This is a genomic window from Neisseria weaveri, from assembly GCF_900638685.1.
GTDB classification, from domain to species: Bacteria; Pseudomonadota; Gammaproteobacteria; order Burkholderiales; family Neisseriaceae; genus Neisseria; species Neisseria weaveri.
On record NZ_LR134533.1, the window covers coordinates 2,011,625 to 2,027,254 of the forward strand.

Consider the following 15,630-nt stretch of genomic DNA (forward strand, 5'->3'; position numbering starts at 1 on the left):
ATAATGTACTGTAAAAAGGAAGAGACATGACTACAGAATTAACATTTGCACAACGTCTGAAAGAAGAAAACCGCACTACGCATGACAGCGTGGACAATTTGGTTATGTCCGTAGAGCCGTTTGTCAGCAATGAAAACTATACCAAGTTTTTGAAACTGCAATCTGTTTTTCATAAAATTGTTGACGATATCTATAAAGATGAAGCGTTAAACAAAGCGATTCCCCAATTGGCAGACATGGCGCGTTATGATGCGGTTGTTCAAGATTTGAAAGACTTGAACAGCGAGCCCTATCAATTTTCCGGCAATCTGCCTAAACCCGAAGGCAATGAAGCCATCGGTTGGCTTTATTGTGCGGAAGGTTCAAACTTGGGCGCGGCGTTTTTGTTTAAAGATGCGCAAAAATTAAGTTTTAATGCCGACAATGGTGCGCGCCACTTGGCTCCCCATCCCGACGGCCGTGGCCAACACTGGCGTGAGTTTGTGGTTTATCTGAATAATTTGGGTTTGGATAAAGCTGCTCAAGATGAGGCGATTAAAGGCGCGAAAGATGCATTTGCATTCTATAAAGTGATTTTGCGTGAAATCTTCGGCTTGCCAGAAGGTGCAGAAGCACCAGTCAAAGCATAATTTGATTGCTGTTTAATATGGAAAGGCCGTCTGAAATTTTCAGACGGCCTTGTTTATTTGGTTTTTTATTTATTGATATTGGACAGAATCGTTACCGCTTTTTTTCTGGATAAATTCAATTTTGTAACCGTCAGGATCTTCAACGAAAGCGATGACGGTGGTGCCGTGCTTCATCGGGCCGGCTTCGCGGACAATGTTGCCGCCTTTCTGTTTAACCAAATCACATGCTGCGTAGGCGTCGTCCACTTCGATGGCGATGTGGCCGTATGCGTTGCCTAAATCGTAGCTTTCCGTATCCCAATTGTGGGTTAATTCTAAAACGGTAGTGTCCGACTCTTCGCCGTAGCCGACAAATGCCAATGTAAACCGGCCTTCCGGATAGTCTTTTTTACGCAGCAGTTTCATACCTAAAACGTCTTGATAAAAAGCCAAAGATTTTTCCAAATTGCCGACGCGCAGCATAGTATGCAGCATTCTCATGGTGGTATTCCTCAAATGTTTTCATGGTTTGTTTTATTTTAACAGTTAATTTTATTTCGGTGGTGAAAAAGGGAGGTAAATTGTTTTGAACTTGAGATGTTTATGCATATCAAACGGTTATTGAAATTTAGATTTCAGCTTCGGGAAAAAAGTTGTCATGCTGTCTGTAATTGTATATAAATATAACCATTAAGAAATGATAAGAATTTTTGTAGTTAAATTACATTTTAGTAAAGTTTTGTTTGATTAACTTTCGATAAAGGAAGTCGAGATGAGGATTGGTATTCCGAAGGAATCTCTGCCCGGTGAAACCCGTGTTGCGTGTACCCCTGCAACCGTAACCCAGCTGCAAAAACTGGGTTTTGAAGTTGTGGTGGAACGCGGCGCCGGTTTGGCGGCGAGTTTGGATGATGCGGCATATGAAGCTGCCGGTGCGCTTGTGGCGGATGCAGCGGAAGTATGGTCTAGCCCGCTGATTTATAAAGTCAACGCACCTTCTGAAAGCGAAGTAGGCCGTCTGAATGCAGGCCAAACGCTGGTGAGCTTCTTATGGCCCGCACAAAATCCCGAGTTGGTGCAAAAGCTTACCGATAAAAAAGTGAACGTGCTGGCTATGGATATGGTGCCGCGTATTTCGCGTGCACAGGCGTTGGATGCGCTGTCGTCTATGGCGAACATCAGCGGCTACCGTGCCGTAATTGAAGCGGCGAATGCGTTCGGCCGTTTCTTTACCGGCCAGATTACCGCTGCGGGCAAAGTGCCGCCGGCGCAAGTGCTGGTGATTGGTGCGGGTGTAGCCGGTTTGGCGGCGATTGGTACGGCAAACTCGTTGGGCGCGGTGGTTAAAGCGTTCGACACCCGTTTGGAAGTGGCCGAACAAATCGAATCAATGGGCGGCCAATTCCTTAAGCTCGATTTCCCGCAAGAGTCGGGCGGCAGCGGCGACGGTTACGCCAAAGTGATGAGCGAAGAGTTTATCGCGGCGGAAATGAAACTGTTTGCCGAGCAAGCCCGACAAGTGGACATCATCATCACGACGGCGGCCATTCCGGGCAAACCTGCGCCGAAGTTGATTACCAAAGAAATGGTGGAAAGCATGAAGCCGGGTTCGGTGATTGTCGATTTGGCGGCGGCTACCGGCGGCAACTGCGAATTGACCAAACCGGGCGAGCTGTTCGTTACCGATAACGGTGTGAAAATCATCGGCTACACCGATATGGCCAACCGTTTGGCCGGCCAGTCCTCACAGCTTTACGCCACCAACCTTGTGAACCTGAGCAAACTGTTAAGCCCGAATAAAGACGGTGAAATTGCGCTTGATTTCGAAGATGTGATTATCCGCAACATGACCGTTACGCGCGACGGCGAAATCACTTTCCCGCCGCCCGCGATTCAAGTGTCCGCCGCGCCGCAACAGCAAGCGCAAGCCGCGCCTGTGGCGAAACCCGAGCCGAAACCCGTTCCGACATGGAAAAAACTCGCTCCAGCGGTAATCGGTGCGGTTTTGGTATTGTGGATGGGTGCGGTAGCTCCGGCCGAATTCTTAAACCACTTTATCGTGTTCGTGCTGGCTTGCGTGATCGGCTATTACGTGGTGTGGAACGTGAGCCATTCGCTGCACACGCCGCTGATGTCGGTAACCAATGCCATTTCCGGCATTATCGTAGTGGGTGCGCTGCTGCAAATCGGGCAGGGTAACGGCGTGGTGTCGTTCCTCGCCTTTATTGCCGTGCTGATTGCCAGCATTAATATCTTCGGCGGTTTCTACGTTACCCGCCGCATGTTGAATATGTTCCGTAAAGGTTAAGGAGGCGAGAATGTCACAAGGATTAGTTACTGCGGCATATATCGTCGCTGCAATCTTATTTATTTTTTCATTGGCCGGCCTGTCGAAACAGGAAACCGCCAAAAACGGCTGCTATTACGGCATTGCCGGTATGGTGATTGCTTTATTTGCCACCGTGTTCAGCGAACAAACCTCAGGCTTGGGTTGGATTATTATCGCTATGGCCATCGGTGCGGCTATCGGTATTTACAAAGCCCAAAAAGTGGAAATGACCGAAATGCCCGAATTGATTGCCTTGCTGCACAGCTTCGTGGGTTTGGCTGCCGTGTTGGTGGGCTTCAACAGCTTTATCGAAGCGGACAAGGTATCTTCCGATATGCACACCATTCATTTGGTGGAAGTGTTTCTCGGCATTTTCATCGGTGCCGTAACCTTTACCGGTTCGATTGTGGCGTTCGGCAAACTGAACGGCAAACTCAGCAGCGCGCCCTTGCAACTGCCTCACAAACACAAGCTGAATCTGGCTGCTTTAGTAGTATCGTTTATCCTGATGCTGGTGTTTGTATCGGCTGATGGCAGCTGGTTGGCTCTGATTCTGATGACCGCCATCGCGCTCGCTTTCGGTTGGCATTTGGTGGCCTCCATCGGCGGTGCTGATATGCCGGTGGTGGTTTCCATGCTGAACTCGTATTCAGGCTGGGCGGCCGCCGCAGCGGGCTTTATGCTTGCCAACGACTTGCTGATTGTTACCGGTGCGTTGGTCGGATCAAGCGGTGCGATTTTGTCTTATATTATGTGTAAGGCCATGAATCGCTCGTTCATTTCCGTGATTGCCGGCGGCTTCGGCACCGACGGTTCTTCCACAGCAGCAGGCGGAGAAGAAATCGGCGAATACCGCGAAGTGAAACCTGCCGAAGTGGCTGAAATGCTCAAAGGCGCAAACTCAGTGATCATCACGCCCGGATACGGTATGGCCGTTGCCCAAGCGCAATACCCCGTTGCCGAAATCACCGATTTACTGCGCAAACAAGGTGTGGAAGTGCGCTTCGGTATCCACCCCGTAGCAGGCCGTCTGCCCGGACACATGAACGTATTGCTGGCCGAAGCCAAAGTGCCTTACGACATCGTGTTGGAGATGGATGAAATTAACGATGATTTCCCCGAAACCGACGTGGTGCTGGTGATCGGCGCGAACGACACCGTGAACCCTGCCGCCCAAACCGATCCGAACAGCCCGATTGCCGGCATGCCGGTATTGGAAGTGTGGAAAGCCAAAGAGGTGGTGGTATTCAAACGCTCGATGAACACAGGTTATGCCGGCGTGCAAAACCCGCTGTTCTTCAATGAAAACAGCGTGATGTGCTTCGGCGATGCGAAAGCGACTGTGGATGAGATTCTGGCGGAATTGAAGAAATAAGGCCTTCTGAAAAATATAGTATTTGTTTAAGCGTTTAAACAAAGGCCGTCTGAAAATTTTCAGACGGCCTTTGTTATTTACACAGATGGAGTTTAATCAGGATCGAGTTCACTAAGTTCTTGAACATCCCGATATTGCAATTCGGGCAGTTCGGCGAAATATTTTTCGGCGCATTCGATTTTCAAACGCTCAGAGTAACGGAGTTGGTCTTTATCCACGCCCGCTTGTATACCTTTAGCTGTGCCTTTGGTTTCTGCAACGAAAAACGCTTGTTTCCCGGTTTCGGCAACTACCGCCCAGTCGGGATTGTAGTTGCCCAAAGGTGTGGGAATCTTGAACCATTTGGGTAGTTTGAAATAGAAAGGTATTTTTCCAAACGTATCGTCGTTGTAGTTTTCACAATCGCGGGCGAAATTTTTTTCAATAGCTGAATCCAGCGGGATATAGTTTTCATTAATGGTTTTCTCCGGTCTGCTTACTTTAAACGTGTAGTCGTTTTCGTAAAACTCCGTGCCGTTGGTTTCCATATCTCGCCATTTTTCCATCAGGCTTTGGCAATAGCGTTCGTCTTCGCTGATGTCGTAGCGTATGCCTTTTACCATCAGGTTTTGCAGAGCAACGTTGATTTTGTCGGCGGCAAGGTCGATAAAACGTTGCGGATTGCCGGGTAGGTCGGGCAGGCGGTCGGATTGGACGAGGATTTCATACACGGTGCGCCGTGTCAGCCCCGTTTTTTTCTGAATGGCACCCAATACGTCGGGAATAGCCCATTCGGCTTCCACGGCCAAGCTGCGGCTGGCGGTTTCTTCTGCCCAAACGCCGTCGGTTTGCGACTGCTTGATTCGGGCTTTGTGCATTTGTATTTTCGGTTTTTGGATTTCGGGCATATGGCGCACGGTTTCGGCGGCGGATTCAATCAGTACGGCCGTGTCGAAATCCACGCGGTAGCGCGGTTTGCGGCTGAGTTTCTGCCAAACGGCCTGAAACGCGGGGTCGAGCGTAAAATCTTTACGGTAGCGCACGGTTTTTTTACGGGCGGCGTTTTTGATATTGTCCGATGCAAACGTGATGCCGCACTCGTCTTGGTATTCCTGTTGCAGTGTGGCGGCAAAATGCTCGTAGCTTTCATTGGGAATAACCGTGAGTACGTTCACTTTTTCATCGCGCACCCGCACACCGCTTTGGTTGACTGCCAAACGCAGGCCGCGTCCGATTTCCTGCCGTTTTTTGATCGGCGAGTTGCTTTCGTTAAGCGTGCAGATTTGAAACACGTTCGGGTTATCCCAGCCTTCTTTCAGGGCGGAATGTGAAAAGATAAAGCGCAAAGGACTGTCGAACGAAAGCAGCGTTTCTTTGTCGCGCATAATCAGATGGTAAGTGTCGTTGTCGGCCTGCGTTGTACCGTTGGTGTTTTTCAGACGGCCTTGTTTGTCTTGCGAAAAATAGCCGTTGTGTACGCCTTCCGGGCTTTCTCCGCCCGAAAGTTCGGTGTAAATCTCTTCAAACCACAAAGCAAACTTGCCCGCTTCGCCCGCCGCCGTGCGGTAGTTTTCCACCTTGTCGATAAAAAACAGCGACAGCACCTTGATGCCGTAGGCTTTCAGGCGTTTTTCCTTTTTCAGGTGTTCGGCAACGGTATGGTGAATCTGCATTTTCATGATATTGTCGCGCATCGCATCACCGCTGCCGCGCTCGATTGTTCGGCCGTCTGAAAGCGCGATTTCCTGTGTTTCGCTATCCATGCCTTCAATGATAAAGCCGTGTCGGTAGGCTTCGTTGCCGCCCGATTTGTCAAACAAATCATCGCCGCTTTTTACGCTCACGGTTTTCTTTTTCGTCTGCCGTGCATCCTGAACCAGAATGTTCACTTTCGCTTTCAGACGGCCTTTTGCTGGCCGCACCACTTCCAGCAGCTCTACCGGCGCACCATTCACATCGTTTTGCGCCGTAACCGACAACACTTCGATCTGCTTAACCAGCTTCAGGTTATAAGCCTGCACCGGGTTCAGGCTGTAAATCTTGTGGCGGCTTGCTTTGTGGGTGGCCGAATAACGCAATGTAAACAGCGGGTTGAGCGATTCAATCGCTTTCAGACGGCCTTCCGTTTCCATATTCTGCGGTTCGTCGATAATCACAATCGGACGCGTTTGGCTGATTTGCGTAATGGGCGCATCGCCGCTTTCGTTGACCTGATTGATCACATTCAAGTCTTTTTCAAACGACTGGATATTGATGACCAAAATTTCAATATTGTCGTTAACGGCAAAAGAGCGCAACGCCGACAAACGGCTGCTGCTGTATTCTGCATAATTCATCACGGGCTTGTCGAACAGGTCGGCAAAGTGCGTGCGCGTGCTGCGCAGGGTTTGCAATACCCCCTCGCGGATGGCCACGCTCGGCACCACAATCACAAACTTCGTCCAGCCGTATTGCCGGTTCAACTCGAAAATCGTGCGCAGATAAACATAGGTTTTGCCCGTACCCGTTTCCATTTCTACCGAAAAATTCAAGCCGTGTTTGCCGATGTCGGTTTCAGGCAGGCCTTTTTCAGCCTGTACCGTATTCAGATTGCGGCCTATGGTTTCCCAATCCAAAGCCAATTCATTACCCACAAAGCGGTTGGGAGCGCTGCTTTGCAGGGAAAAAACCTGTTTGCAGTCCGGCTGCCCTTCAAACAGGCCGACGACTGCTTTTTCCGCATCAAGCTGGTAATTCAGTTGTTCAAATTTCAGTTCCATATCGTTTTCTTTTTAAGATCATCACTTGCATTGAGCAGATATTTTTAGACGGCTGCGGCGGTTTGAAACGGCTTGAAAACCTTAAAACCGTATCTGCCGTAGGGCGGGCATCCCTGCCCGCCGAATCGGACGGCAACATGGGCAGCAGCACGGCGGGCAAGGATGCCCGCCCTACGGGCTTTTTTGCTTATTGCCGCATTTGGCCGGTAGGTCGGATACTTGTATCCGACGGCCTGATGGGCGGGCATTGTCGGATTCAAGAATCCGACCTACACACATTCAAAAACAATGCCCGCGTCGCGCATCTGCAAAACGGTATTGCTTTTTAGCGCGTCATTACCGTCAAACAAATGGTCGAGTGCCACGACTTTGGCGGGATTTTCGGCAATCACCGTATCTATCAAAGCTTCGTCGGCGCGGGTAAGCAGCAGGGCGGTGCGTTTGCCCGTGTCTTCGTCTTCCGCCCAATACACGCCGTCTGATACATGTAGTGGGCAGGTGAGTTTCAAACCTAAGCGCAGCATCAGTTCGTAGGCCATATTCAGCGGTTCGACATGTTCGGCAACAGGATCGATAAACATGGCCAGTTGCGCCTCGAGGCCGTCTGAACCGTTTTCAGACGGCCTCCGCGGTTTGAAATGGCTTTCGGCCAGTTTGAATACCTTGAAGCCGGTATCAACGGTTTTTTCAGGGTGTTGTTCGCAGATTTGCCTGCCCGCACGGCGGATGCGTTCTTTGGCGATTTCGGCGATGGTGTCGAAACTGGCTTTGCGCGCTTCGGATTTTTCGTCGGTTTCTTCGGGCAGTTGCACGCAGATATAGCGGCGGTTGCCATCGTCTTCGGCGTTAAGCTGCATCACGGCATGGGCGGTGGTGCCGGAGCCGGAGAAGAAGTCGAGGATTAAATCACATGAATTTGATCCAAGTATTAGTGCCTGTTTAATTAAACTGACTGGTTTTGGATAATCAAAAAACTGTTTACCACTCATTAATTCTTTCAAATCACGATTAGCGGCATCTGTATGACCAACCTCTGTGTATTCCCAAATAGTTGAACTGGTGCGCCCTTTTTTTACTTCAGATAAAAATCTCTTAATACTGGGTACATTGTCCCCCTTTTCTCCAAACCAAATACGATTATCAGAAACCAATTCTAAAAATTTTTCTTGAGAAACTCGCCAGCAACTTCCGCTTTGGGGCAAAACTTTCCTTCCACTTGGTGTAATAATTTCATAAATATCTTTTTCGTTTGTTCTTCCAATTGATAAATCACCAGCTTTCCAGGCACCGCGTGGATCATTATCACGATTGGTATATCGCTTATCTTGTTCTTCTGTTCTTGGTAATAAGTTCTGTTGATATTCCAAAATATTTTTTGCATAAACTAATACAAAATCATGATTAGTTGAAAAAAATTTTGCATCATTTTGAATGCCATATTTCTTTTTCCAAATCACATCAGCCACAAAATTCTCTGCCCCAAACACTTCGTCACACAGCAGTTTCAATTGCGCCTGTTCGTTATCGTCAATCGAGATAAAAATCACACCGTCGTCGTGCAGCAGGGTTTTCGCCAGATGCAGGCGCGGCAGCATCATGGAGAGCCAGTTGCTGTGGTAATGACCGCTTTCCTTGCTGTTTTTGCGCCATGCGCCTTGAAACACGCCGTCACGTTTCAGGTAGCCTTCGTCGTCTTTGTCGCCGACGCGACGGGCGTATTCTTCGCGGGTTTCGCTGAATTTGTCGGGATAGATAAAGGAATCGCTGCCGGTGTTGTAAGGCGGGTCGATATAGATCATCTTCACGCTGCCAGCATAGGCTTTTTGCAGGATTTTCAGGGCTTCGAGGTTTTCAGCTTCGATAAAGAGATGGTTCGTGCCGTCGAAATCCACCGATTCGGCTTGGCAGGGAATCAGTGTGTTGGACGTGGGCGCTTGCAGCGTGCGGTAGGCCTCGCTTTTGCCTGCCCAGTTGAGCTGGTAGCGTTCGTTGTGATGGGCGAGATTCTCTTCGCCGAGAATGAGCTTGAGTTTTTCCCAGTCGATTTGGTCTTCGCAAAAGGCTTCGGGAAAGAGAGATTTTAGTTTTAATATGTTGATTTTATTGTAATTTTCATTTATAATTTGGTTGCTGGTTGCTGGTTGCTGGTTGCTGGTTGCTGGTTGCTGGTCCATATTTCGCCTTAGAGTTAAAAAGTGTAATGATAACAGAGTTTTTTAGTTTGCTAAGGTTGAAAATAGGCCGTCTGAAAATTTTCAGACGGCCTTTTACTGTTAATTAAATAAGCAAAAATCAGTAAATCGCTTTGCCGTTTACGGCCAGCGTTTCTGCAATATCGTCGGCCAGTGTTTTGCAGTCTGCCAGGGTCAGGTTGCCGATGGTGATGCGTACGGCGGGTTTTTTGCCGAAGTTGAATGAAGCGCCGCTTTGTACGGCCCAGCCTTTGGCGGCGAGAAACTGGATGATTTGGGATTCGTTGGGTACGGGCAGCCAGATGTGCTGACCTTCGCCTGTGCTGCCGGGAACATGGATGCCGTGTTGTTTGAGATGGCTAATCAGGCTGTCCCGACGGCTTTGATAACTTTCGGCAATGTTTGCGAGGCCGTCTGAATCCAGTTGTTGCCAAAGGTGCAGGGTGATGTGTTGGAGGAGTTTGCTTATCCAGCGCGGGCCGAGTGAGAAGCGTTTTTTCATGGCACGCAGGGTAGGGCCGTTGCTGGCGGCAATAGCGATGCGGGCATCGGTGCCGAGAAATTTGCTGGTGGAAGTGCTGTAAATCCATTCGTTGGTAAAGCCTTCCATGCCGTGGAAAGGTTTGCGGCTGAGGGCTGCCCAGTGGTCGTCGATAATCAGGAGCGGATTGTGGCGACTGAGCCATTGTTGCCATTGCTGCCAGCGGTTTTTGCTGTAACAGATACCGGTCGGGCTGTGGGCGCGGGCGGTCAGGATGACGGCGGAAATGTGGTCTGGGGATAGGTGGGCGGGGATAACGGCGCCTTCTTCGTCCATTTCCATCGGTACGGCTTCGAGCCGCAGGTGGGCGAGTAAAGCGGGTAAAGGCAGCCAGCACGGGGATTCTACCAATATTTTGGCTCCGGGCATGCAGCGTTGGGTAAGTGCGCGTTCGATGATTTCAAGGCTGCTGGAGAGCAGCATGGTTTCGGTTTGTATGCCGGTGTTGTTTTGTAACCAGTTTTCGATAAAACGGATTAATTCGGGGTGATCGCCGTGATTGCCGACATCGTTGGCAAGTTGATAGTGCGCGAAAGTGTGTTGGTCTAGGCGGGGAAGCAGGTTGGGGTCTATGTTGCCTGAAGCCAAGTCGATCAGATTCGGCGGCGTGGCGGTTTCCGTGTGCAGGATTTCGGTTGTGTGGGGGACGAAGCTGCCGCGGCGTCCGTCGGTTTCGATAATGCCGGCATGTCTGAGTTGTTTGTAGGCGGCGGAAACGGTGTTGGGGTTGACGTTTAATTCTGCGGCCAGCAAGCGGACGGTCGGCAGGCGGTGGCCCTCAGGCCAGCTTCCGTTACGGATAAGTTCTTCAATAGAGTGGGCAATATTGACAGCGGTGGTGCCTTTGGGTTTTAATTCACTCATACAAAATCCATTTTGTATTAATACAAAGTAATTTATAGTGGTTTTGAATATTTGGCAAGTATTTTTCAGACGGCCTCACCAAACAGAGCAGAGGCCGTCTGAAAATCTTGATGGTAAATGGACTTAGACGGCTGCCGAACCGTAGCGTATCTGCTTGGTGTTTTGGTATCGGTGATAAGTTTATTTGCGATATAATCCGTGCGATGACAACAATAAATTTATATAAGTAAGGATAAAGGAACGCTACCATGTCGAAAGAATCACAGGGACGGCAGCCTAAAGAGCAGGTTATCCAGCTATATCAAGGCAGTAAACGTATTCATCCTAAACTGGCGAAAGGCCGTTTTACCAATTTGAGGGTGTGGGCGGTTATTGCGACGCAGTTTGTGTTTTATGTATTGCCGTGGTTCAACTGGTCGGGCCGCCAAGCGGTTTTGTTTGATATTCCGGAACGGCATTTTTATATTTTCGGCTTGTCGCTGGGTATGGGCGACTTGATTTATTTGGCCGGTCTGCTGATGATTTGTGCGTTCGGTCTGTTTTGGTGGACAACCATTGCCGGGCGTTTGTGGTGCGGTTATGCGTGTCCGCAAACGGTGTATACCGAGATTATGCTGTGGATCGACCATTTGGTAGAGGGCGACCGCAACAAGCGGTTGAAGCTGGATAAGGAACCGTGGAATTTCCGTAAAATCCGTATCAAAGCGGTCAAATATCTGTTGATTTTCGCGGTAAGTGCTTGGACAGGTATTACTTTTGCCGGTTGGTTTACGCCCATTCGCGAGTTGGTTCCCGCTATTTTCACTATGACGGTGGGCGGCGGTATTTTATTCACTGCAGCGTTTTACGGTTTCATGACTTGGTTTATGGGGCATATGATGCGCGAGCAGGTGTGTAAATATATGTGTCCGTATGCGCGTTTCCAGAGCGCCATGTTTGACCGTGATACGTTGATTATTTCTTATGATGTGGAGCGTGGCGAACCGCGCGGCGCACGTAAGAAAAATGCAAATAAGGAAGAAACCCAGTTGGGCGACTGTATCAACTGTACCATGTGTGTGCAGGTGTGCCCGGTCGGTATCGATATCCGCGACGGTTTGCAATATGAATGTATCGGTTGCGCGGCCTGTATCGATGCCTGCGATGAAATTATGGATAAGATGAATTATCCGCGCGGTTTGATCCGTTATACGACCGAAGCGGCGCTGGAACATGAATATCCTGAAAAAGCCATCAAACGCCGTCTGCTGCGTCCGCGGGTGTTGGGTTATGGCTCTGTATTGATGTTGGTGGTGATTGCTTGGCTCATCGGTATTGCCACGCGTGCAACTTTGGAAGTCGATATTATTAAAGACCGCGGTGTTATGGTGCGCGAAAATAATAAAGGCTGGTTGGAAAATGCGTATAATCTGCGTATCGTTAATGCCAGTGAAGACGAACAGGTGTTGACGGCAAAAGTCAGCGGTTTCGATGAGATCGCGTTGACCGGCTTGCCTGAAGAAGGTGTCCGTGTGCCGGGAGGGGAAACCATTACGATTCCTGTTCAGGTATCCACCATTCCCGAATATGCCGACAAAGGCAGCCATCCGATTGAATTTGAATTTACATACAGAAGCACGGTAGATGCGGATGCAAAACCTGATGTGATTACCGAAAAAGCTTCATTTATTGGAGAGTAACTTGGCAGAACAGCAATCCAAAGTCTGGTATAAGGAACCTTGGCCGTGGCTGTTGATGGCAGGCCCGATTATCGTGGTTTTTGCGGGTTTCTATACTTATTATCTGGCTCAGAAAAATGCAGCGGATTTGGTTTCCGACGATTATTACAAAGACGGCAAACATATCGATATTTTGCTGCATCGGGACGAAGAAGCGCTGAAGCGAAATATTCATGCCCAGATTCTGATCAGCCCGAACAACAGTGCCGCCAAAGTATTTGTGAGCGGTGACTTCGATAAAAAAGAACCGTTGAATTTGGTACTTTTGCACCCTTCGAAAAAATCGGAAGACCAAACCGTTGTTTTGAAGGCGGAGCAGAATTATGTTGCCAGCGGCGATAAAATCGAATATTCCGCAGTATTCAAGCCGTTGCCGCATGCCAATCACTGGTATGTCCGAGTTGAAGATACCGGAGGAAAATGGCGCGTTGAAGACAAATGGATTGTCAGTCAGGGAAATGCCGTCAATTTGAAACCGATGGAAAAGCTGCTGAAACAGCCTGAAAGCTCCAAGTAAGGAAAAACGCTTTGCATGATCTGCAAAGCGTTTTTCGTATATGGCTGCAAAACATAGGTTTCATTTGGGGAAAGATAAGGTATAGGTCAAGTATAAGAAGGCCGAAATAACTCTTTATACCTGTGAAAATATCATCAGCATTGAATTATTCAATCTGACATATTTATCGGAACCATAAGCGGTTTCCGGTGAGGCCGTCTGAAAAATCGAAGCATGGCGGAATAGCGCTTGCATGCTTTGAATTTACGTTGTTTTTTAAGCGTTTGTGCCATATTGTTTTGAAGTTTGGGTATATCCGCCATTTTAAGGCTGTGTTAAGATTATTACTTTAAATGCCGTCTTATTTCTACAGTTTTCAGACGGCCTCAAACCGATAACTATGATCAGGAAATCAGCATGGACGATTTAATCAAAGAAGCCGCCCTCCATTTTCACGAATATCCCAATCCGGGCAAAATCCAAGTAGCCCCCACCAAGCCTTTGGCGACGCAATACGACCTTTCGCTGGCTTATTCGCCGGGTGTGGCCGCTCCGTGTATGGAGATTTATAACGATCCGCTGGCTTCTTACAAATACACCGCCCGCGGCAATCTGGTTGCCGTGATTTCCAACGGTACCGCCGTATTGGGTTTGGGTAACATCGGCGCTTTGGCCGGCAAACCCGTGATGGAAGGTAAGGGCGTTTTGTTTAAAAAATTCGCCGGTATCGACGTATTCGACATCGAAGTCAACGAAACCGACCCCGACAAACTGGTTGAAATCATCGCCTCTTTAGAGCCTACATTCGGCGGTATCAACCTTGAAGACATCAAAGCGCCCGAGTGCTTCTATATCGAGCAAAAATTGCGCGAGCGCTGCAATATTCCCGTATTCCACGACGACCAACACGGCACGGCCATTATTACCGCCGCTGCCGTTTTGAATGCCTTGCGCGTTACCGGCAAAGCGATTGAAAACGTATCGCTGGTGTGTTCCGGCGCTGGCGCGGCTGCCATTGCCTGCTTGGATTTGCTGGTAGCCTTGGGCATGAAGCGCGAAAACATCACCGTATGCGATTCCAAAGGCGTGATTTACACCACCCGCGAAGACCGCGAACGCATGGACGAGAGCAAAGTGCGCTACGCCGTTCAAGACAACGGCCAGCGCGTATTGGCCGACGCGGTAAACGGCAAAGATATTTTCTTGGGCTTGTCCGGCCCCAATGTGTTGAGCACGGATATGCTCAAAACCATGAACGCCAGCCCCATCGTGTTTGCACTGGCCAACCCTACGCCCGAAATTTGGCCGCCTGAAGCCAAAGAAGCGCGCCCCGACGTGATTATCGGCACGGGCCGTTCGGACTTCCCCAACCAAGTCAACAACGTATTGTGCTTCCCGTTTATCTTCCGCGGCGCATTGGACGTAGGCGCAACCACCATCAACGAAGAAATGAAACTCGCCTGCGTGCGCGCCATTGCCGATTTGGCGATGGCCGAATCCAGCGCAGAGGTGGCCGGTGCCTATGAAGATGCCGATTTAACCTTCGGCCCGGAATATCTGATTCCCAAGCCGTTCGACCCGCGCCTGATCGCCAAAATCGCTCCGGCCGTTGCCCAAGCGGCGATGGATTCCGGCGTGGCAGCCCGTCCTATTCACGATATGGACGCTTATGTAGAAAAACTGAACCAGTTTGTTTACAAAACCAGCCTGTTTATGCGCCCGATTTTCAACCAAGCGCGCAAACAAATTAAGCGAATCGTGTTAACGGAAGGCGAAGACGAGCGCGTATTGCACGCCGCGCAGCAAGTGGTGTCGCAAAAACTGGCGTTCCCGATTTTGGTGGGCGACAAAAAAACCATCGAAGAGCGCTTGCAGTCGCAAGGTTTGACCATTCAGCCCGGCAAAGACTTCGAACTGATCGACATCAACTGCAATCCCCATTTCGAAGAAAGCTGGAAAGAGTATTACCAACTGCGCAAACGCAAGGGCGTAACCGAAGAAATGGCACGCCGCCGCCTGCGCGCCAACAGCACATTGATCGGCGCCTTGATGGTACGTCTCGGCCATGCAGACGGTATGCTGTGCGGCACGATGGGCCGTTTTTACGACCACTTCAACATCTTTGAAGAAGTCATCGGCTACAACAACCCGGAAAACCACGCTTTTGCCATGAACGCGCTGATTTCCAACAAAGGCAACTTCTTCATCGCCGATACCTACATCAATGAAGACCCGGATGCCGACCAATTGGCCAAAGGTACGTTGATGTGCGCCAAAGAAATGAAACGCTTCGGTATCAAACCGAAAGTGGCGTTGGTGTCCAACTCCAATTACGGTTCGCGTAGCGATAAAGATGCCATCAAAATGCAACAAGCGCTGGAGATGATCCGTGAAATCGACCCGGATTTGGAAATCGACGGCGAAATGCAGGCCGACGTGGCGATGGATGAAGAGATGCGCAAAAGCATTTATCCCGAAACCACACTCACCGGCTCGGCCAACCTGTTGGTGATGCCGAATGTAGAAGCCGCCAACATCAGCTACAACCTGCTGCGCGTGAATGCGACCAACGGTATTACCGTCGGCCCGATTCTGATGGGCATGAACAAACCGGTACACATCGTTACTCCGATTTCTACCGTGCGCCGTATCGTGAATATGATCGCGTTGACGGCGGTAGATGCGCAGCGTCAATAAGGTTTGATGAAATAATTTGATTAAATAAGCTAAAGGCCGTCTGAATTTTCAGACGGCCTTTTTGAACAGGTA

Annotated in this window: 11 protein-coding genes; 7 read left to right on the forward strand and 4 right to left on the reverse strand. The window is 49.6% G+C overall.

The genetic code is table 11. From position 1 onward, the window contains the following. Positions 1-26: 26 nt before the first annotated feature. Positions 27-629: a biliverdin-producing heme oxygenase gene (locus tag EL309_RS09650; protein WP_004284844.1), complete on the forward strand. Its 603-nt coding sequence runs from the start codon at positions 27-29 to the stop codon at positions 627-629. Between the two features lie 69 nt (positions 630-698). Here the strand turns inward: EL309_RS09650 and gloA are convergent, their stop codons facing one another. After that, entirely contained in the window at positions 699-1,109 is a 411-nt protein-coding gene (gloA, locus tag EL309_RS09655) for a lactoylglutathione lyase (protein WP_036494333.1), read from the reverse strand. A gap of 271 nt (positions 1,110-1,380) precedes the next feature. Here gloA and EL309_RS09660 point away from each other — a divergent pair, with 271 nt between their 5' ends. Together EL309_RS09660 and pntB are read left to right on the forward strand one after the other, a co-directional pair. Next, on the forward strand, positions 1,381-2,916 hold the full coding sequence (locus tag EL309_RS09660) for a Re/Si-specific NAD(P)(+) transhydrogenase subunit alpha (protein ID WP_004284847.1): 1,536 nt from the start codon (positions 1,381-1,383) through the stop codon (positions 2,914-2,916). A 10-nt stretch (positions 2,917-2,926) separates the two neighbouring features. Next, the gene (gene pntB / locus EL309_RS09665; RefSeq protein WP_004284848.1) at positions 2,927-4,312 is read left to right on the forward strand and encodes a Re/Si-specific NAD(P)(+) transhydrogenase subunit beta; all 1,386 of its coding nucleotides are present in this window, start codon (positions 2,927-2,929) and stop codon (positions 4,310-4,312) included. 92 nt (positions 4,313-4,404) lie between these two features. Here pntB and EL309_RS09670 read toward each other — a convergent pair whose 3' ends face one another. Beyond that, entirely contained in the window at positions 4,405-7,050 is a 2,646-nt protein-coding gene (locus EL309_RS09670; protein ID WP_004284849.1) for a restriction endonuclease, read from the reverse strand. Between the two features lie 62 nt (positions 7,051-7,112). Here EL309_RS09670 and EL309_RS09675 point away from each other — a divergent pair, with 62 nt between their 5' ends. Continuing rightward, positions 7,113-7,379 (forward strand): hypothetical protein, encoded by a 267-nt coding sequence (locus tag EL309_RS09675; RefSeq protein ID WP_081463206.1) that lies wholly within the window; start codon positions 7,113-7,115, stop codon positions 7,377-7,379. Here the strand turns inward: EL309_RS09675 and EL309_RS09680 are convergent. Both EL309_RS09680 and EL309_RS09685 read right to left on the reverse strand, forming a co-directional pair. Beyond that, positions 7,320-9,224: a site-specific DNA-methyltransferase gene (locus EL309_RS09680; RefSeq protein WP_126382105.1), complete on the reverse strand. Its 1,905-nt coding sequence runs from the start codon at positions 9,222-9,224 to the stop codon at positions 7,320-7,322. The two genes, EL309_RS09675 and EL309_RS09680, sit on opposite strands and share 60 nt — an antisense overlap. Positions 9,225-9,342: 118 nt before the next feature. After that, complete coding sequence (locus EL309_RS09685) at positions 9,343-10,647, reverse strand: aminotransferase class I/II-fold pyridoxal phosphate-dependent enzyme (protein WP_004284852.1); 1,305 nt, start codon at positions 10,645-10,647, stop codon at positions 9,343-9,345. A gap of 248 nt (positions 10,648-10,895) precedes the next feature. On the opposite strand from EL309_RS09685, the gene ccoG reads away from it, so the two are divergent. The 3 genes from ccoG (at position 10,896) to EL309_RS09700 (ending at position 15,558) form a co-directional block, all read left to right on the forward strand. Beyond that, positions 10,896-12,326: a cytochrome c oxidase accessory protein CcoG gene (gene ccoG, locus EL309_RS09690; RefSeq protein WP_004284853.1), complete on the forward strand. Its 1,431-nt coding sequence runs from the start codon at positions 10,896-10,898 to the stop codon at positions 12,324-12,326. A gap of 55 nt (positions 12,327-12,381) precedes the next feature. After that, the gene (locus tag EL309_RS09695; protein ID WP_231987956.1) at positions 12,382-12,882 is read left to right on the forward strand and encodes a FixH family protein; all 501 of its coding nucleotides are present in this window, start codon (positions 12,382-12,384) and stop codon (positions 12,880-12,882) included. A 396-nt stretch (positions 12,883-13,278) separates the two neighbouring features. Further along, complete coding sequence (locus EL309_RS09700) at positions 13,279-15,558, forward strand: NADP-dependent malic enzyme (protein ID WP_004284856.1); 2,280 nt, start codon at positions 13,279-13,281, stop codon at positions 15,556-15,558. Positions 15,559-15,630: the final 72 nt, after the last annotated feature.